A 17,252-nucleotide genomic window follows, 5' to 3' on the forward strand; every position below is an offset into this window, starting at 1 on the left:
TTATAGTAGAGATTTTACATAGAAAAAGTATCACCAAAAGCTAATTAGCTTTTGGTGATACTTTTAGTATGTTTTTTGTTACAGATTTTTCTATTTTTGCAATTACGATTTTTTTTACATATGCAGTTATAATTATTTTTTATTTCATAAGAAGTAGAAAACTTTCTAGGGTAATAGTTGGGAGAATTAAATGATGAAATATTATATTTAGAACAATCATCGCAGTAATTTTGATCACATAAAGAATCACAGTTGTTAGATTCAAGTGGTGTTACTTTTTCTAAATCGTAAACAGCTTTGTTTACTAATAATTTGTAATTAGAATATTTATCTTCATAGTCAGACAAATCAAATTGATAAAAGCCTTCATAATCACTTATAGTATGAGCTATTCCTCTGTAATAAATTTGATCGTCATAACATTCAACTCCTAATAATTTTACTAGGGCATTTTCTACTGGATCTCCTTTATGATTTATTACTCTTCCCCAAAGTCTAACTGATTTGTGCTCGGGCATAACAATGTCTGATCTTATTTCAGGTTCACAGTAGTCAACATTAATATCTAAAGAGTTAGCGCCAACTATATTATATTTTGATAAGCAGCCATAGTTATATTCATTGTCTTGGTAATGTGATATACAAAACACCCCCTTTGAAATTTAATAATTTTTAGCGTCTAATATAGCATATGAACAAAGTAATAAATGTGATTTTTATTATTTAATAATTTTAATGTTTAAAATTATATATGATGTTTTATTTAATGTAATTTGAGAATATATAACAGCTTTATTAAAAGTTCTTAAAAATGTATGAATATAATTAATTATAAAAACTTTAAAGATGAAAAGACGTTGTCATGTCTATTAGATTAGTGAATGTAGGAAAAATTTAAAAAAGTGGAGAAGTTGAAGAAGTAGCATTAAAAAATATCACTACAAGAAGTGCTAAAATCTTATAGAGAGTAATAAATAGCATATATTAAAACCTCTTTAAATATATCAATAATAAGAATATATTTAAGGAGGTTTTTATGAGTAAAAAAACATATGAGTATAAATGTGTAGTAATAAATGAAAATGCTAAAAAGACAGCTGAGATATTAAATAAATATGGAAATGAAGGGTGGAAGTTAGTATCAGTTTGGAACTCTTGGCATTACCTTAGTAAAAAAATAAAAACAGATGATGAAAGTTAAAAATAGAATAAATTATTTAATACATAAAGGAGTTTGACTAAAAATTAAAAATATACAAAATTTCAGTAAAAGAACGTACATGTTATAATTCTTTTACTGAAATACATTTTAAAATAGAAGACTATCTAAATTTTAATTAATTATACTTAATCATCAAACATATTAGAGATAGATATTAACTTATTTAAATTTTTATCTAAAAATTGTTTTATGGCCTTACATTGATAATTAAAAGAAGGGATATTATCAACAAAAGGCTCTAGGTTACGCCTACATCCACCACCACAAAGCTTAAAGTACTTACATTTTTTACAAGTATCATGTATATACAATGAACGATTAAAAAATTCTAATGCCTTAGGAGAGACCATAAGTTCATCCAAAGAGTTTTTATTAATATTACCTAATTTCCAATAGTCAAGGCAGTAAAAATCACAAGGATAAACATCACCATTGGATTCAATAACCATATGAAGATTACAAAATCCATCCATACCACAGCTATTTGGATTATATCCTTTAAGAACCGTTATATAGTCCATAAAGTTTCTTATTTCTACAAACTTACCATTTTTAATATCTTTGTACCAAAGATTAAATAATTTATCTAAAAATAAGTAAAAGCTAGTAGTATCTAAGTAATTTTTAAATTCATTTTCTATATATTTGTTTTGATTATCTATCTCGAAGTTTTTTATATAGGGTATGAATTGTATATATGAAAAATCATTAGATTTAAAATACTCATAAATCTCATCTATATTTTTAGCACTTTCTTTAGTTACAATAGATAGTATATTAAAATTAACCTTATATTTTTTTAATATATTAATAGCTGATATAACTTTATCAAAAGTAGAAGATCCGTTTTTATATGTTCTATATAAATCGTGAGTTTCTTTTAAACCATCTAGTGATATTTCAACTAAAAAATCATTTTCTTTGAAAAAAATTGCAAATTTATCATCTATATTTATACCATTAGTTTGAATAGAATTTACAATATTAATATTATTATTGTTATATTTATTTTGTAAGTTTATAAGCTCTTTATAAAAATCAACACCTACTAAAGTAGGCTCTCCACCTTGAAATATAAAGTTTATATAATCTAAATTTCTACTTAAAGCATTTTTAACTATATTTTCTAGTGTAGAAATATTCATAAAATCATTAGAATAAACATCTCTATTTTTTGATATATTTTTACAAAAACAATATTTACAATCTAAATTACAAGCACTAGAACTAGGCTTTATTAAAATTGTTAAATTATTCATAAAATCCCCCCCCCTTTTAGGTAGATAAAATTATATAACAGTTATTAATAAATATTATATATTAAAAAAGAGTATTTATTAAATATAAAATATATGAATAACCCCTGTTTAATATCAAAACAGGGGTTATTCATATATTTTATTATAAAATTAACCTTCTTTAATCTCAAGAATTCCCATAGGACAAGCATCAACACAAAGTCCACAAGCTATACATTTAGATGGTACAGGTTTATCATCTACTTTTGCTATTATGCCCTTAGGACAGGCATCAACACAAGTAAGGCAACCATTACATTTTTTCTTATTAATCATATAAACACCTTTAGGATTTTGAGTTATTGCTTCTTGAGGACATTTCTTAGCACATAGCCCACATTGATTACATGCTTTAACATCTAAAGAATCATCTTTCTTTAACCCTATTTTTATACATGGAGTATTTAATCCATAATGCTTATAAAATGCATTTGAGCAAGTCATTTCACAAGCTAAGCAATTTTGACATAGAGATCTGTCTGTAACAACTAATTTTTTCATTCCCTTTTCCCCCTAAAAATTTAGATAGTATTACTAAATATGTATTCAAGTTAAGTGTAGGTCAAATATTGCTAAAAATCAATTTGAAATTATGGCAAGTAAAATAATTTATGAAATTTACAAATTTTAGAATAGGAAGATGAAAAATATACTAAATATAAATAATTTAATAGGTTTATTAATTTTAAGTAGCTTAATAATAGGAGTGCAGGGAATAGAAAAATCGTATGCATATAATAAAGATGAATTTTATAAGGTGAAATTAAATGATAAATGGGGATTTATAAATAGTAATGGTGATATAATAGTAAAACCTCAATTTGAAAATTATAGTTTTATATAAAATTAATTTATTTACAATTTTATTGAATTTAGAATTAAAAAGGGTAATAGCATTAAAAGCTATTGCTCTTTTTAATATTTAATAAAACATTTGATTTTGATAATATATAAAAAGTCTTAAAAAGCACTTAGAACAATTTAAACTTATATTTAAAGTGTTCATAAAATGGTGGAAATGTTTTTATTATTAAAGAAAGAGGAACGAAACGTTCCTCCTAGGATAAAATATATTTATCTATTAATAATAAGTAAATAAGATGTATAATTAAAATAAATCAATTTTATTAAAACAAAGAAGTAAAAAGGGTGAAAAAATGAATTATAAAATACTTACACATGAAGATTATGACGATATAGTGGATATATCAAGAAATATTTGGGAAGGCAATGATTATTTACCTAGTGTATTTCATAAATGGGTAGATGAAAAAGATGGGTGTTTTTTAGGACTAGTTGTAGATGATAAGGTAGTAGCAGTAGGAAAATATAGCATACTAATAGATGGGCAAGGATGGCTTGAAGGGCTTAGAGTACATGTTGATTATAGAGGTAGACAATATGCACATGCAATTTGCGATATGTTGTTTAACTTAGCAAGAGAAGATTTAAGAAATAATAAGATAACTAATATAGCAATGTGCACTCATAAAGATACAGTAGCTAGCATAAATATGATGAAGGCAAAGAATTTTTATTTAGAAGATAGTTGTCTAGTAGCATTTAAAGACAATGATACTCAGAATAAAGAAATAAATGATTTTAATGTTGAAAAATGGGACATATCATATGAAGAATTTAAAAACTTAGATTATTTTAAGAAAAACAAAAATAGAATAACTTATGGATTTACTTATTTTAATTTATGTAAAAAAATATATGATGAGTTAGTAAAAAGTAATTCTTTAGTAGTAGTAAATGGTCATAGATGCATAGTGAAAATAAAGAAAAATCCATCTATAATATGTATAGATAATACTTTTGAAGGTATTAACGATTGTGTAAATTATTATTTATTAAAAGAAAACTATAATGAAGCTGAAATATATATACATAATTCAAGTGATGAATTAATAAGTAAGTTAAAAGAAAATAAATATGAATCATTAACTAATTTTGAAAATGATTGCTTGTATTATGTTTATAAAGAATAAAAATAAAAGTATATAGATTAATCTATATACTTTATTTATATAAAGGGGATGGGACTTGTGGAATTTAAAGAGTTAGAAACCGATAGATTATATTTAAAGAAAATAAATGAACATTACTCAAAAGATTTATTTGAATATTTATCAAAAGATGAGGTAACAAGGTATTTAGGACAAAGCTCATTTAAAAATATAAATGAAGTTTATGAAATGATAGTTAAGCTAGAAGATAAGTTTAAAGAAAAGAGAGGGATAATGTGGGGGCTAGTATTGAAGGAAAATAATAAGCTAATTGGAACTATGGGATATGATTGTATTTGCTTACATAACAAAAGAGCTGACATAGGATATAATATAAATTCAGATTATTGGAAAAGGGGACTTGCCAGTGAAGCTATTAATGAAATATTAAAATTTGGATTTTATAATATAAATTTAAATAGAATAGGTGCTGTAGTATTTCCTGAAAATGTAGCATCTTATACTTTACTAAAAAAAATTGGATTTAAAAAAGAAGGATTATTAAGGGACTATATTATACAAGATAATATACAAAGAAATACTATAGTTTTTTCATTGTTAAAAAAAGAGTTTTAGGTTTAAAAAATAGTTTATATAAAGGGGTAAAAATTAATGAGTATAGAACTAAAAAAGATAACACATAAAGATATAGAGGATTTTAAATTAATACAAAAATGGGACAATGATAATAGTATAAAGTATTTACTTAGACCCAATTTTAAAGAAGGAGAAATAGAAGATATAACATTAGAAGAACTAATATAAGGAACTAAAATAAATGAATACAAGCATACATACATGATAATTGAAAATGATAAAAAAGTTGGATTTGTAACTATTGATACAAATTTTAAAATGATATTTAATAAAAGTGATAACACTGCTTGGATTAGTATATGTGTAGGGGATAATAAATGTAGAGGAAAAGGTATTGGACTAAAAGTAATGAAGCTATTAGAAGATAAAGTGAGAGAACTAGGTAAAGGTAAAATAGAGTTAGGAGTGTTTGAATACAATACTAAAGCTATAAATTTTTATGAGAAAAATGGATATAAAGCAATAGGAAAATCTGAAAATTTTGTGTATTACAATGGAAATTGGTATAGTGATATAAGAATGGAAAAACAAATAAATTTATAATATATTTTTTTATAATAGAGTAAAAAACAAAATCTTATAAAATAATTAAAATCAATTAGGGAGATATTTTCAATGAAGGAGAAAATAATACATCAAAAAACAGAAAAAGAAAAAATGTTATCAGGAGAACTTTATTGTGCTTTAGATAGTGAATTAGAAAAAGAACATGAGAAAGCTCAAAGAATTCTTAGAGAATTTAACAATTCTTCAGATATAAATAGAAGTGAAATATTAAAAAGTATATTTGGAAAAACAGGTAAAAGTTTTTGTGTAAAACCTAATTTTCGTTGTGACTATGGATATAATATTTATGTAGGAGAAAATTTCTTTGCAAATTATGATTGCATTATATTAGATGTTTGTAAAGTAACAATAGGAGACAATTGTATGATGGCTCCAAGAGTATGCATATATACTGCAACTCACCCATTAGAAGCAGAATTAAGAATATCTGGTTTAGAATATGGTAAGTCAGTGACTATTGGAAATAATGTTTGGCTTGGTGGAAATTCAGTTATAGCACCTGGAGTAACAATTGGAGATAATGTAGTTGTTGCAGCTGGAGCTGTAGTTGTAAAAGATGTTCCGGATAATGTAGTAGTAGGTGGAAATCCTGCTAAAATTATAAAATATTTATAGTAAATAGCTAGTCTAAAATATTTTTCAAAACTATAAAACTTTATTAAAGATAATTAATACCAAGTAATATCATAAAATTTATTTTGATATTAGTTGGTATTAATTTATGTACATTTTTTTAGTTATATATTATTAATTATAACCTTCAAATAAATCCCTTTCAAAAAAATATCAACTTTTAAATCAAATTCATTAATTCCTTTTTATTTAAAATATTTGAACTTCTTTTCTAAATGACTCATCTGTATAAAAATAAATAATGTATATTATTTCTAAGATTAAACATATTTTAAAACTTTCCAATGTATATCCTTGTGTTTTTGTACTTATCCTTGCGTATCTATAAATCATTTGGTATAAAGTTCTTTGAGATAAAATTTATAAATCAATAGTTTATGGCACTGCTAAATGTATTGATTTTACTAGAAAAATTTAGTTGGTGTCAATATTTTGATTATATAACAAATAAATAATTAAATAAAAAAATATTTAAGTATGCAAGTTTTTTAATTTAATTTACGAATTAATTAGTGTAAAAGCTTTTATAGTTAGGAGGAAGTAACTTGCAAGACAAATTAATGATTAAATATATCAAAAAGAAAAATCAAAAAGGAATGGAGCTTTTAATAGATCAGTACAATGCTCTTATTACATCAGTAGTTAGATATCATTTAGGTACACTTATTAATTATGAAGAAGAATGTGTTAGTGATACTTTACTAGCTATTTGGGATAATATAGACGGCTTTGAAAAAGATAAAAACTCTTTTAAAAACTGGATATGTGCAATAGCTAAATATAAAGCTATTGACTACAAAAGAAAATATCTAAATAAGATAGAGACATCTAGTTTAGATGAACAAACATACTATATAGATAAAAATTTATTAAAGGTAGAAATTCAAGAGGAATTAAATGAGACATTAAACTTCTTATCAGAAGAAGACAAAGAAATATTTAGAAGATATTATCTAGATGATGAAAGTGTAGTAGATATAGCAAATGATAAAAAGTTAGCTATTTCAAGTATACATAGTAAATTATCTAGGGGTAAGGCGAAAATAAGAAAAGCTTTATTAAATGAAGGAGGAAAATAAGATGATAGATAAATATAAAGTATTAAATAATGAAAAAATTCAATTTGATAGATATGATGAAGTAAAAACTGATAATGAAAAAATGAAAAATATAATGAAATCTAAGTTAAAGTCAAGAAAACAAGTAAATAAAAAACTAATTGCAGCAAGTATATCAGCAACACTTGTACTAGGCTCTGTGGCCCTAACTAATGAGACTACATGGGCATATATTGATAGATTAGTAAATCATATTGAATCTTTCCTAGATAGAGATTATGGTGAATTTGATAAATATAAATTTGAAGGAAATCAATCTCTAGAAAAAGATGGATTAATCCTTAATCTAGGAGATGTAATGCTTGATGATAGACAATTAATTATAAGTTTAAGTATGGATTATACTAATTTTGATTTAGAGAAACATGGTTTTAATAAAAAGGACTTTATGCCAGATTTACCGCTTATTACAATAGGGGATATGTCTTTCCCTGGTCAAGGAGGAGGCATTAGAAAAAGAGACTTAAGAGCTGAAAACAAAAAAGAATTTTTATATACTGTTAATTTAACTAGTATTGACACTGATGGAGATGGACTTGGGGATACTGACTTTGAGATACTTGATAATCTAAAAAAGAATAAAGATTATGATTTAAAAATTAAATTTAAAGACTTTGATATAGGAGAGTCAAAGACTGAAAAAGGAAGGTTATTAAGTAAAAGCTTTGGCAATTGGGAGTTTAATACAACTATAAATAGTTCTAATATATCTAGTGATGTAAAGACCATTAATATTAATAAAGTTATAGATATAAGTGAAGGGAATATAAAGTGTAAATTAAAAATTGATGAAGTGAGAATATCTCCAATTTCAGTGAAGGTTAAAACTCAAGTAGAAGGAGAGATATCAGATGTAATGTATTTAGATTATTTATTAGTAAAAGACGAAAATGGAAAAGCTTTAGATGGCGGTGGTATTGGTAATTCAAATGGAAATGGCATGTATTATGATTTTGATCTTAAAGGTAGTGAAAAGAAGATTACAATAATTCCTGTACTCCATTCAGAAAATAATACTAAATATTTTGAAGATGAAAAAATAGAAATAGATATTCCTTAAATTAATATTTTTTAAATAATACCAATGATTATTAATATAGTCATTGGTATTACTTATATTTATTAAACTTTTGTGACTTTTTAATAAGGTTATATAAATGCTTTAGAAAATATAATTACAAATATATAATAAAAAAATATCGAAAAACAATAAAAACTATTGAAAATTATTTTTATGTGTTATATAATTTGTTTATCGAAAAACAATAATTATATATCGCATATGGAGGAAAATATGAAAAAATATATTTTAAATTTAATACCATTTATTATAGGGATAGGATGCTTTTTAAGTTTTAGTTTTATAGGAAGTGAAGTAGCACCAGATGGTACTTTAGTAGAGCCATTTTTCTTAGTACCTATTGGATATCTATTTTTATTTATAGGAATAATAGGAGTGTTAGTTAGAGTTGTACTAAACTACTTTAAAAAATCAAAATGTAATCAATAGATAATTTAAAAAAGCTGGCATATAAGCCAGCTTTTTTATTTTTTTAATCATATATTGACTTTGAATATTCAGTAGGTGAGATACCAAATGATGTCTTAAATTTTTTAGAAAAATAGTGAATAGAAGAAAATCCAAGCATCTCAGATATTTCACTAATAGTATAAGAAGTGTTTTTAATAAGTTCTTTACTTTTTGATAATTTTAATTCATTTATATAGTTTTTAACAGTATTATTCATATTCTTTTTAAATAGTGAATGTATCATAGATGGACTTATACAAAAATGATTACACAAAGTATTTATAGATAGTTTTTCACATATATGTTCATCTATAAATGAAAGTATTTCATTTAATAAGTTGTTTTCATAAGTTTGCCGCATGTGAGTAGTTGGTTTAGATTGAAAGTAGGTATTTTTTAGTCTGGCAGTATGTATAATAAGCTGTTTTAAGTAGCAAATAGATAAATCATTGGAGTATATATCATCGTTTGAAAGTTCTTCTATAAGTTTACTTACAATATTGTAGGATTCTCTTTCTAAAGTAAATACTTTATTACAAAGTATTTCATAGTCATTAGAGTCCATTTTAAAGTTAATAGTTAAGTAAGAGCTAATATTATCTAAAGTAGCTTGAGTATGAAATTGAAATGGAGCATAAAATATAAGATCTCCTTGTTTTAAGTTATATTCTTTACCATCTACATTAGTAGATAAGTTTCCTTTATCAACATATGTAAGCTCCCAATAAGTGTGAGATTCACCAGCAAAAGAATAGTTAGTTCCTTTTTCTTGATAAAACTTAGTATATATTTGATCAATATTAAGGGAAGATGAAATTTTAGTATAAGTATATTCTTCTTTTAGATTTATAGATTTAAATTCATCTTTAGATATTATGCTTACTTCACTTTCATCTGAAATTGATATTAAATTAAAGTATATTCCTTTTTTTAAGTTTATAGTTTTATTTATTATAAAAGATTTCATATCTTTCCCATCTAAGGAAACTAATATCATAACGACACCTTTGTTTACTTTTAAAAAGGTAGAATTATCAGATGTTAATTTTAATTCCTTAATACTTTTGTTTTTTATATTTAGATCTTTTGAAAAATCTTTATATAAATTATCGCAAACTAGCTCCCCAAAATTTTTAAAGGTAGGATTAGTAGTTTTTATGAACATGGATACCCCCTAAAAAAGCTTAATGTGTTAAAATTTTCCCCTAATATAATTTTATACTATTTAATATGGTATGTAAATTAAGATAAATAAAAGCGTATTTATTAGATAAATTGTATGGGAAAATGTTTATTCTAAATAGATTAGGGTATAAAAATAAAAAATGTATAAAAAGTTATTATAATAGAAAACAATCCTAAAATAAATTTATTAAGTAAAATATATGAACAAAAGTTCAAAGTAAATTTTATAAAAATTGGTTTTAAAATATTTAGTTTTAATATAAAATGAAATTATAAGATATAAGTATAGATGTAGTAAATATTTGTATATCAACTTATATAAATATAAGTCATAGTATATATTATAGGTAAATTGACTTATATAATTAACTGTGATAAAATCATTTAAAAAATTTATATTTAAAGGAGATATGAGTATGTTAGAACCTGAACCCGAAAGGACCATCTTACAATCAATTTTTAAAAATGTGAAGGATTTTATAAATAAGATAATTCACATTGTAGCAGGTAAAAAAGAAAATAATCAATTAGATAATTTAGCTGTAGACAGTAAGTTTGAATTAAACGACAAAGTAGCTAGAGAAATTATGGTATCAAGTAAAGATGCATTTTTAATAGATGTAAATGAAAATATAGATACCATATTAGATGATATATCTATAATAAATTATTCTAAAATACCTGTATATGAAGAATATGTAGACAATATAATAGGAGTCTTACATGTAAAAGATTTAATGATTGAAGCTAGAAAAGAAGGATTTAAAAATATAGACATAAGAAAGATTCTTCATAAACCATGTTTCATACCAGAAACTAAAAATGTAAGTGAATTATTTAATTCAATAGATTCACAAAATGATAATTTATTTATATTAATAGATGAATATGGAGCATTTTCAGGCATAGTAAGTATGGAAGATTTAATCTGTGAGATTAAGGGTATAACTTATGACAAAAGTGATTTACACCATGATAAAATCAAAAAAATAGATGAAAATAACTTTATAGTTAAAGGAGTATTAAGTGTAAGTGACTTTAACGAAATATTTAATGTTAACATTGAAGAAGGAGATTATGACACCTTAAACGGTTATATTATAAATCAGCTAGGAAAGATTCCAAATGAGAACGAAGACATACAGATTAATTTAGGAAAGTTAATTCTTAAATTAATAAGAGTTAACAAAAGAAGAATAGAAGATATTCAAATAAGTATATTATAGGTGTAGATTATTCTACACCTTTTTATAGTGTTTATGTTAAATGATTATAAAATAATAGTATCTATTTGATATACATAATATAGTAACTTTTAATTATATATTGTCATATACATATACAAAATAAAAAATCAACTAGGGGGATTTTACATGCAATTAAATAATGACAATATGAATAAAAATAACATGAAAAATAAACCTTTACAAGGGCAAGGAATGAATTCACAATTCCCAGGGGGATCTCAAGGTCAAGGAATGAATCAACAATTCCCAGGGGGATCTCAAGGTCAAGGAACAAATCAACAATTCCCAGGAGGATCTCAAGGTCAAGGAACAAATCAACAATTCCCAGGAGGGTCTCAAGGCCAAGGAATGAATCAACAATTCCCAGGAGGGTCTCAAGGACAAGGTGGTTTACCAAGTATGCCACCGCAACCACAACCAAATCAACAACAACCGCAACTAAAGTCAAAGCCACAGCCTGATGATGATAATGAAAGGTCAAGAGTAAAGATAAAGTCAGTATTTGAAGATAAATTTGTAGTAATTGGAAGAGATGTTTTTTTATATGCAGCAGCTGAAAGCGCTAATAGAGGTGATACATTTAGGATTATAATAGATGGCAATAAAGCAAAAATAAGAGAAGCAGGAGGAAGTTTCGTAAGAGTAGATAATAGAGACTTTTTAATTGCAGATACTGATAGAAGAGGAGCTACAGAGTTTACAATATATAGAACAGGTGATAGGGAATATGTATTAAGAGCTCCAAATGGATACTTTGTTAGAGTTAGAGAAAATGATAATAGATTAGTAGCAAGGGCAGTAAGTGCTGGTTCAAGAACTAGATTTAGATTTAGAAGGGTAGATTAATAATAAAGCGTATCTTATAATGTTATAAGATACGCTTTATTTGATTAAAAAATGAATTTTATATTTTTCTATATCTTTTTAGGCCTACTATATTTAATAATGAAAGTATTATAGCAAATAGTATTAATATAATTATATCCATGTATATATCACTAAATGTATAGCCTTTTACTATTATACCACTAAGTGCATCAGATCCGTAGTATAGTGGAGTAAATCTAGATAAAACTTGTAGCCAATTAGCCATTGATTTTACTGGCATTATTCCTGTAAAAAAAATTTGAGGAACTATTATAATTGGTATAAACTGCACCATCTGAAATTCTGAATTTGCAAAAGTAGACATTAAAACACCTAAAGATAATGCTACAAAGGCTATTAGTATATTTATAATTATTACTAAAAATACACTTCCAATTATTTTTATATTTAGAACATATACAGAAAATAGTACTAAAATTATAGTTTGAATAACTGAGAATAATCCATAACCTAGTAAGTAACCTCTTATAATATCACTTCTTTTAATTGGAGTAGAAAGTAGTTTTTCTAGTGTGCCTGAAGTTCTTTCTTTTAAAAGAGATATACCTGATACTAAAAATACAAAGAAGAATACAAAAAATCCAATTAGTATAGGGCTTAAAGTATCAAAATAAGATAAATTTTCATCTCCATATATATAGTTATTTTTAATAGACACTTTGCTAATATTTAAGTTAGTACTTGAGTTAAGTATATTTTTAGCAAAGGCAAATTGTTTTTGATATGAGTTAAGCGAATTTTTAATATTTATTATTTCGTCTTTTGCTAATGTAGCATTTATCTTAGCTTCTATTTGTTTACTATCTTGAGGAGAACTATTTTCATAAGTAACATTTAAAGTATTATCATCTAAATATATAAATGCACTTAAATCATCTTTTAATATTTTATCTTTTATATTATCTTTATTTGAATAATTTAATATATTTAAATCTGTTTCCTTTAAGTTATTATTAAATTCACTATTAGTATTACACACACCTACATTTAGCTTTAAATCTTTACTTGAATTAAATAAAAAATATACTAAAGACATAACTATAAGAGGTGCAAACATCATAAGAGCTAGGGTTCTTTTATCGTTTATAGTTTGTTTTATAATTCTAATTGCTAATGCTTTAACTCTCATTTAGTTTCACCTCCTAATTTTAAAAATATTTCTTCTATAGTATTAACTTCAAATTCTTTTATTAAATTATTAGGAGTACCAGTAGCAATTATTTTACCGTCCCTTATTAAAGCTAATCTATCACATTTTACTGCTTCATCCATAACGTGAGTTGTTACTATTATAGATTTTCCTTCATTTTTTAAGTTATAAAGCTCATTCCATATATCAAATCTAAGGCGAGGGTCTATACCTACAGTAGGTTCATCTAATATTAAAAGAGCAGGGTCTTGAATTAGAGATATAGCAAGTGATAGTCTTCTTTTCATACCTCCTGAAAAACTTTTAACTTTTTTTGAAAGATGATTTTCAAGATTAACTAATTTTGAAGTATAATCTATTCTTTCTTTTATTTTAGATTTATTTAATCCAAATATTTTTCCTAAAAAATCCAAATTTTCTTTTGCACTTAAATCTTCATACAAAGCATCTGATTGTGCCATATATCCTATGTTTTGTAATAAGTCTAAATTAGGAATGGGTTTATTAAATACTTTTATAGATCCACTATCTATTTTTTCCATACCTATTATAGCTTTAACAAAAGTTGTTTTACCAGCACCAGAAGGTCCTATAAGACCAACTATTTCACCTTTTTTTATATTTAAGCTTAAACCATCTAAAATTATAGATTTAGATATTTTCTTAGAAATATTTGAAACTTCAACAATATTCATAAAATACTCCTTTCTATTTTAATATGTACTGTGCCTATTAATGATTATACTACAATTATAATAAAGTTAGAAAACTTAAGGATACTTAAAAAGAGGACTCTTAATTTTTAAGTCCTCTTTTTAAGTATATTTTTTATTAGTCTATTATTTCTATAGATTTTATATTGTTTTTATCTAAAGATATAGAACTACCAAGCTCAAATCCAGATACAGTAAGTAAACTTACATATTGATTAGAATTAAATTTGTCCATCCAATCAAGTAATGAATTAAAGTTTTTAATGTTATTTCTTTCTACTATTTTAGTAAAACCATTATTAAAGGTTATTTTTAATTTATTAACGCTCAAATATGTCACACCTTTCAAAAATTAATACATAATAGGTATTAAAGAGCCTAAGTCTAATAATTTTTCATCACTTAAAGAAACTATTTCTTTATTTTTAGATTTAACAAAATCATAAATCATACCATAATCAGGATGAAGCTTGATATTACCGTAAAAAGCTAATTCTTTATGAGATATAAGTCCGCTACATCCACCTATAAATCCATAATTCATATTAAATAATTCAATATTTCCTTTAGATATAAGTAAGCAATCAATATTGTGTTTTATTACTTCTTTATATATACCTTCATCTGAAGTTATAATAGAATTTTCATCAACAATACATACCGAACACTTTGTATATCCTTGATTTACATTAATCATAGTAAGATTATTTTCTTTTATGTAATTTAAAATGTTTTTGTCTGTATAATCAAAATTATGAATAGCATACTTTCCAAACAAGCAAACATTATATTGTATATTATTAGGATAGTTACTTTCTATAGGTAAATCTCCTTTTATGACATTAAAGTTATATTTTTTTAGTTTATCATTATAATAGTCATAAACATCAGGAGATACAACTATATTTTCATCATTTAATTTGAATATACTTATATCTGGATGAAACTTTATAGCATCATAAGAATTTTCACATCCAATTGTTTTTATTAAATCTACACCTCTAGCTCTTAGATTTTTCTCCATCGTAGGAGTAATTCTTTTGTCTACTATTGCTAATTTAACATAGTCATTAACTATAAAAGAATCTTTTATAAATTTCATAAATTTTCTCCTAAATATATAATAATTTTAGCTTATCATAAAAATTTAATATTTTACAATATTAAAAGGCATGTTTTTACATGCCTTTTAAGTAAGATTATTATTTGTTATCTTCACTATTACTTTCATAAATATTAGGGTCTTGGGATGGATAAGAGTTATTTGTATTTATTACTCTAAAATTTATTAAATCAGTAGTTTCACTATCAGAACTTTCAAAAACGTTATTATTATCTATTATTTGATTGTATTGGTCATCAAAATGATTTAAAAATGATAAATTATCATGTTTTTTGTTAGAGTTTTTTTTCATTTTATACTCCTTTGATAATAAGTTATATATTAAAAGTATATGTAAGTTAATATATTTTATGCTAATACTTAGATTAAATTGTTATAAATTTAGATAATATAAAGATTAAAAGTGGGTAATATATATAAAAATGTAAATATTAATTAATAAATAAAATAAAAGTCTTGTCATAATAAATAAGAAAAGGTTATAATATTAAAGAAAAATAACATTTACATTTTAATTATATTGGTAAATAAAACTTTATTAATTGTCGAAAAATATTGAAAAATGGTATGTATGGGGCAAGGCTTCTAATATTTAAGAAGTGCATATTATAAATATTTAGACTAGGTAAATAAACTAAACTTACCAAAAATTAAACAAAAGTAGAGGGCGAGAAAATATGACAATACTAATAAATGCACTAGGCATAATTATCTTGTTAGGAATATTGTATCTGTTATCATCTAATAAAAAAGCAATAAATAAAAAGATGATAGCTAAAGCACTTGTAATACAATTTGTCCTAGCATTTTTACTGGTAAAATTCCCACTTGGAAGAGCTGCACTACAAAAGTTATCTGATGTAGTAACTGCTACTTTAAGTTATGGATTTGAAGGTTTATCATTTGTATTTGGGCCATTAGCAGATTCTGGGGCTCCAACAGGTATGATATTTGGTATACAAGTTTTAGGTAACATAATATTCATATCATCATTAGTAGCTGCATTATACTATTTAGGTATAATAGGGGCTGTTGTTAAAGTAATAGGTGGGGTTATAGGTAAAGTACTTGGAACTTCTAAAGTAGAAAGTTTCGTTGCTGTTGCTAATATGTTCTTAGGACAAACTGAATCTCCAATATTAGTTTCAAAATACTTATCAGGAATGACTAAAAGTGAAATAATGCTAGTTTTAGTATCTGGTATGGGGAGTATGTCTGCAACTGTTTTAATGGGATATGCAGGACTTGGAATACCTATGGAATACTTACTTATAGGTGGAGCATTAGTGCCACTTGGAAGTATAATAGTATCTAAGATAATACTTCCAGAAACAGAAGTTGAACATGAATTTGTAGACAAAGGTCATGAACATGAAGGTGCTAAAGAAGAAATAAGTATAGATAATAAAGGGGATAACCCAAATCTTATATCTGCAATATCTCAAGGTGCTAATGACGGGCTTCAAATGGCATTAGGTATAGGTGCTGCACTTATAGCTATAATAGCTTTAGTTGCTCTAATTAATGGTATATTAGGAGTTGTAGGATTATCATTAGAACAAATATTATCATATATATTTGCACCAATAGGAGCATTAATGGGTCTTTCTCCAGACAAGATATTAACAGCTTCTAAGCTTTTAGGAAGTAAGTTAGTATTAAATGAATTCGTTGCTTTCGGACAATTAGGTACTATATTACCAGACTTAGATTACAGAAGTGGTCTTATGATGGCAATATCTCTTTGTGGATTTGCTAATATATCAAGTATGGGTATATGTATATCAGGAATATCAGTATTCTGTCCAGAAAAGAGAAACTTACTATCTAAGCTAGCATTCAAAGGAATGTTAGGAGGATTCTTCGTTAGTGTACTAAGTGCATTAATAGTTGGATTAATAATAGCTATATAATAAAATAAGATTAATTTAAGGAGGAACGAATCGTTCCTCCTTTTTTTGTTATACT

Annotated in this window: 22 protein-coding genes; 13 read left to right on the forward strand and 9 right to left on the reverse strand. The window is 24.8% G+C overall.

Going from position 1 to position 17,252, the window contains the following annotated elements:
- Window positions 1-44 precede the first annotated feature (44 nt).
- Window positions 45-650, reverse strand: coding sequence for a hypothetical protein (locus I4U89_RS02260; protein WP_195938050.1), 606 nt, complete (start codon window positions 648-650; stop codon window positions 45-47).
- Window positions 651-1,036: 386 nt separating this feature from the next.
- On the opposite strand from I4U89_RS02260, the gene I4U89_RS02265 reads away from it, so the two are divergent.
- Window positions 1,037-1,201: a DUF2812 domain-containing protein gene (locus tag I4U89_RS02265; RefSeq protein ID WP_195938051.1), complete on the forward strand. Its 165-nt coding sequence runs from the start codon at window positions 1,037-1,039 to the stop codon at window positions 1,199-1,201.
- A gap of 146 nt (window positions 1,202-1,347) precedes the next feature.
- Here I4U89_RS02265 and I4U89_RS02270 read toward each other — a convergent pair whose 3' ends face one another.
- Window positions 1,348-2,481: an anaerobic sulfatase maturase gene (locus I4U89_RS02270; RefSeq protein WP_195938052.1), complete on the reverse strand. Its 1,134-nt coding sequence runs from the start codon at window positions 2,479-2,481 to the stop codon at window positions 1,348-1,350.
- A 150-nt stretch (window positions 2,482-2,631) separates the two neighbouring features.
- A complete protein-coding gene (locus I4U89_RS02275) occupies window positions 2,632-3,021 on the reverse strand; it encodes a 4Fe-4S binding protein (protein WP_195938053.1) in 390 nt (129 codons plus the stop codon).
- A gap of 139 nt (window positions 3,022-3,160) precedes the next feature.
- On the opposite strand from I4U89_RS02275, the gene I4U89_RS02280 reads away from it, so the two are divergent.
- The 9 genes from I4U89_RS02280 (at window position 3,161) to I4U89_RS02320 (ending at window position 8,957) form a co-directional block, all read left to right on the forward strand.
- Window positions 3,161-3,364, forward strand: a complete 204-nt coding sequence (locus I4U89_RS02280; RefSeq protein ID WP_195938054.1) for a WG repeat-containing protein — start codon at window positions 3,161-3,163, stop codon at window positions 3,362-3,364.
- Between the two features lie 313 nt (window positions 3,365-3,677).
- Window positions 3,678-4,514 carry a GNAT family N-acetyltransferase gene (locus I4U89_RS02285; protein ID WP_195938055.1) on the forward strand — a complete coding sequence of 279 codons (837 nt, stop codon included), beginning with the start codon at window positions 3,678-3,680 and terminating at the stop codon, window positions 4,512-4,514.
- A 57-nt stretch (window positions 4,515-4,571) separates the two neighbouring features.
- The gene (locus I4U89_RS02290) at window positions 4,572-5,108 is read left to right on the forward strand and encodes a GNAT family N-acetyltransferase (protein ID WP_195938056.1); all 537 of its coding nucleotides are present in this window, start codon (window positions 4,572-4,574) and stop codon (window positions 5,106-5,108) included.
- 36 nt (window positions 5,109-5,144) lie between these two features.
- Window positions 5,145-5,297: a hypothetical protein gene (locus tag I4U89_RS02295; RefSeq protein ID WP_195938057.1), complete on the forward strand. Its 153-nt coding sequence runs from the start codon at window positions 5,145-5,147 to the stop codon at window positions 5,295-5,297.
- 9 nt (window positions 5,298-5,306) lie between these two features.
- A complete protein-coding gene (locus I4U89_RS02300; RefSeq protein WP_330615530.1) occupies window positions 5,307-5,672 on the forward strand; it encodes a GNAT family N-acetyltransferase in 366 nt (121 codons plus the stop codon).
- Window positions 5,673-5,744: 72 nt separating this feature from the next.
- A complete protein-coding gene (locus tag I4U89_RS02305; RefSeq protein ID WP_195938059.1) occupies window positions 5,745-6,311 on the forward strand; it encodes a sugar O-acetyltransferase in 567 nt (188 codons plus the stop codon).
- Between the two features lie 563 nt (window positions 6,312-6,874).
- A complete protein-coding gene (locus tag I4U89_RS02310) occupies window positions 6,875-7,408 on the forward strand; it encodes a sigma-70 family RNA polymerase sigma factor (RefSeq protein WP_195938060.1) in 534 nt (177 codons plus the stop codon).
- A gap of 1 nt (window position 7,409) precedes the next feature.
- Window positions 7,410-8,507: a DUF4179 domain-containing protein gene (locus I4U89_RS02315; protein WP_195938061.1), complete on the forward strand. Its 1,098-nt coding sequence runs from the start codon at window positions 7,410-7,412 to the stop codon at window positions 8,505-8,507.
- A gap of 234 nt (window positions 8,508-8,741) precedes the next feature.
- Complete coding sequence (locus I4U89_RS02320) at window positions 8,742-8,957, forward strand: DUF3955 domain-containing protein (protein ID WP_195938062.1); 216 nt, start codon at window positions 8,742-8,744, stop codon at window positions 8,955-8,957.
- A 43-nt stretch (window positions 8,958-9,000) separates the two neighbouring features.
- On the opposite strand, the gene I4U89_RS02325 is transcribed toward I4U89_RS02320, so the two are convergent.
- Window positions 9,001-10,143: an AraC family transcriptional regulator gene (locus I4U89_RS02325; protein WP_195938063.1), complete on the reverse strand. Its 1,143-nt coding sequence runs from the start codon at window positions 10,141-10,143 to the stop codon at window positions 9,001-9,003.
- A gap of 436 nt (window positions 10,144-10,579) precedes the next feature.
- Between I4U89_RS02325 and I4U89_RS02330 the strand changes: the two genes are divergently transcribed.
- Entirely contained in the window at window positions 10,580-11,389 is an 810-nt protein-coding gene (locus tag I4U89_RS02330) for a transporter associated domain-containing protein (protein WP_195938064.1), read from the forward strand.
- A gap of 147 nt (window positions 11,390-11,536) precedes the next feature.
- Window positions 11,537-12,256: a hypothetical protein gene (locus I4U89_RS02335; protein WP_195938065.1), complete on the forward strand. Its 720-nt coding sequence runs from the start codon at window positions 11,537-11,539 to the stop codon at window positions 12,254-12,256.
- Window positions 12,257-12,314: 58 nt separating this feature from the next.
- Here the strand turns inward: I4U89_RS02335 and I4U89_RS02340 are convergent, their stop codons facing one another.
- From I4U89_RS02340 to I4U89_RS02360, 5 genes are all read right to left on the reverse strand, one after another.
- Window positions 12,315-13,427 (reverse strand): ABC transporter permease, encoded by a 1,113-nt coding sequence (locus I4U89_RS02340; protein WP_195938066.1) that lies wholly within the window; start codon window positions 13,425-13,427, stop codon window positions 12,315-12,317.
- Window positions 13,424-14,143: an ABC transporter ATP-binding protein gene (locus I4U89_RS02345; protein WP_195938067.1), complete on the reverse strand. Its 720-nt coding sequence runs from the start codon at window positions 14,141-14,143 to the stop codon at window positions 13,424-13,426. The genes I4U89_RS02340 and I4U89_RS02345 overlap by 4 nt, the downstream gene beginning before the upstream one ends.
- 136 nt (window positions 14,144-14,279) lie before the next feature.
- Complete coding sequence (locus I4U89_RS02350) at window positions 14,280-14,492, reverse strand: hypothetical protein (RefSeq protein ID WP_195938068.1); 213 nt, start codon at window positions 14,490-14,492, stop codon at window positions 14,280-14,282.
- 21 nt (window positions 14,493-14,513) lie between these two features.
- Window positions 14,514-15,263 carry a DUF6873 family GME fold protein gene (locus tag I4U89_RS02355; RefSeq protein ID WP_195938069.1) on the reverse strand — a complete coding sequence of 250 codons (750 nt, stop codon included), beginning with the start codon at window positions 15,261-15,263 and terminating at the stop codon, window positions 14,514-14,516.
- Window positions 15,264-15,363: 100 nt separating this feature from the next.
- A complete protein-coding gene (locus tag I4U89_RS02360) occupies window positions 15,364-15,576 on the reverse strand; it encodes a hypothetical protein (protein WP_195938070.1) in 213 nt (70 codons plus the stop codon).
- 385 nt (window positions 15,577-15,961) lie between these two features.
- On the opposite strand from I4U89_RS02360, the gene I4U89_RS02365 reads away from it, so the two are divergent.
- Window positions 15,962-17,197, forward strand: coding sequence for a NupC/NupG family nucleoside CNT transporter (locus I4U89_RS02365; protein WP_195938071.1), 1,236 nt, complete (start codon window positions 15,962-15,964; stop codon window positions 17,195-17,197).
- The last annotated feature ends 55 nt before the right edge of the window (window positions 17,198-17,252 follow it).

This window comes from Romboutsia sp. 1001713B170131_170501_G6, assembly GCF_015668195.1.
Lineage (GTDB): Bacteria > Bacillota > Clostridia > Peptostreptococcales > Peptostreptococcaceae > Romboutsia_C.

Bases quoted from the DNA above. Each gene is read 5' to 3' on its own strand.
- I4U89_RS02360 (WP_195938070.1), bottom strand. From the start codon at position 15,576: ATGAAAAAAAACTCTAACAAAAAACATGATAATTTATCATTTTTAAAT.
- I4U89_RS02285 (WP_195938055.1), top strand. From the start codon at position 3,678: ATGAATTATAAAATACTTACACATGAAGATTATGACGATATAGTGGAT.
- I4U89_RS02355 (WP_195938069.1), bottom strand. From the start codon at position 15,263: ATGAAATTTATAAAAGATTCTTTTATAGTTAATGACTATGTTAAATTA.
- I4U89_RS02335 (WP_195938065.1), top strand. From the start codon at position 11,537: ATGCAATTAAATAATGACAATATGAATAAAAATAACATGAAAAATAAA.
- I4U89_RS02345 (WP_195938067.1), bottom strand. From the start codon at position 14,143: ATGAATATTGTTGAAGTTTCAAATATTTCTAAGAAAATATCTAAATCT.
- I4U89_RS02295 (WP_195938057.1), top strand. From the start codon at position 5,145: ATGAGTATAGAACTAAAAAAGATAACACATAAAGATATAGAGGATTTT.
- I4U89_RS02305 (WP_195938059.1), top strand. From the start codon at position 5,745: ATGAAGGAGAAAATAATACATCAAAAAACAGAAAAAGAAAAAATGTTA.
- I4U89_RS02265 (WP_195938051.1), top strand. From the start codon at position 1,037: ATGAGTAAAAAAACATATGAGTATAAATGTGTAGTAATAAATGAAAAT.
- I4U89_RS02365 (WP_195938071.1), top strand. From the start codon at position 15,962: ATGACAATACTAATAAATGCACTAGGCATAATTATCTTGTTAGGAATA.
- I4U89_RS02275 (WP_195938053.1), bottom strand. From the start codon at position 3,021: ATGAAAAAATTAGTTGTTACAGACAGATCTCTATGTCAAAATTGCTTA.
- I4U89_RS02330 (WP_195938064.1), top strand. From the start codon at position 10,580: ATGTTAGAACCTGAACCCGAAAGGACCATCTTACAATCAATTTTTAAA.
- I4U89_RS02315 (WP_195938061.1), top strand. From the start codon at position 7,410: ATGATAGATAAATATAAAGTATTAAATAATGAAAAAATTCAATTTGAT.
- I4U89_RS02320 (WP_195938062.1), top strand. From the start codon at position 8,742: ATGAAAAAATATATTTTAAATTTAATACCATTTATTATAGGGATAGGA.
- I4U89_RS02280 (WP_195938054.1), top strand. From the start codon at position 3,161: ATGAAAAATATACTAAATATAAATAATTTAATAGGTTTATTAATTTTA.
- I4U89_RS02270 (WP_195938052.1), bottom strand. From the start codon at position 2,481: ATGAATAATTTAACAATTTTAATAAAGCCTAGTTCTAGTGCTTGTAAT.
- I4U89_RS02340 (WP_195938066.1), bottom strand. From the start codon at position 13,427: ATGAGAGTTAAAGCATTAGCAATTAGAATTATAAAACAAACTATAAAC.
- I4U89_RS02325 (WP_195938063.1), bottom strand. From the start codon at position 10,143: ATGTTCATAAAAACTACTAATCCTACCTTTAAAAATTTTGGGGAGCTA.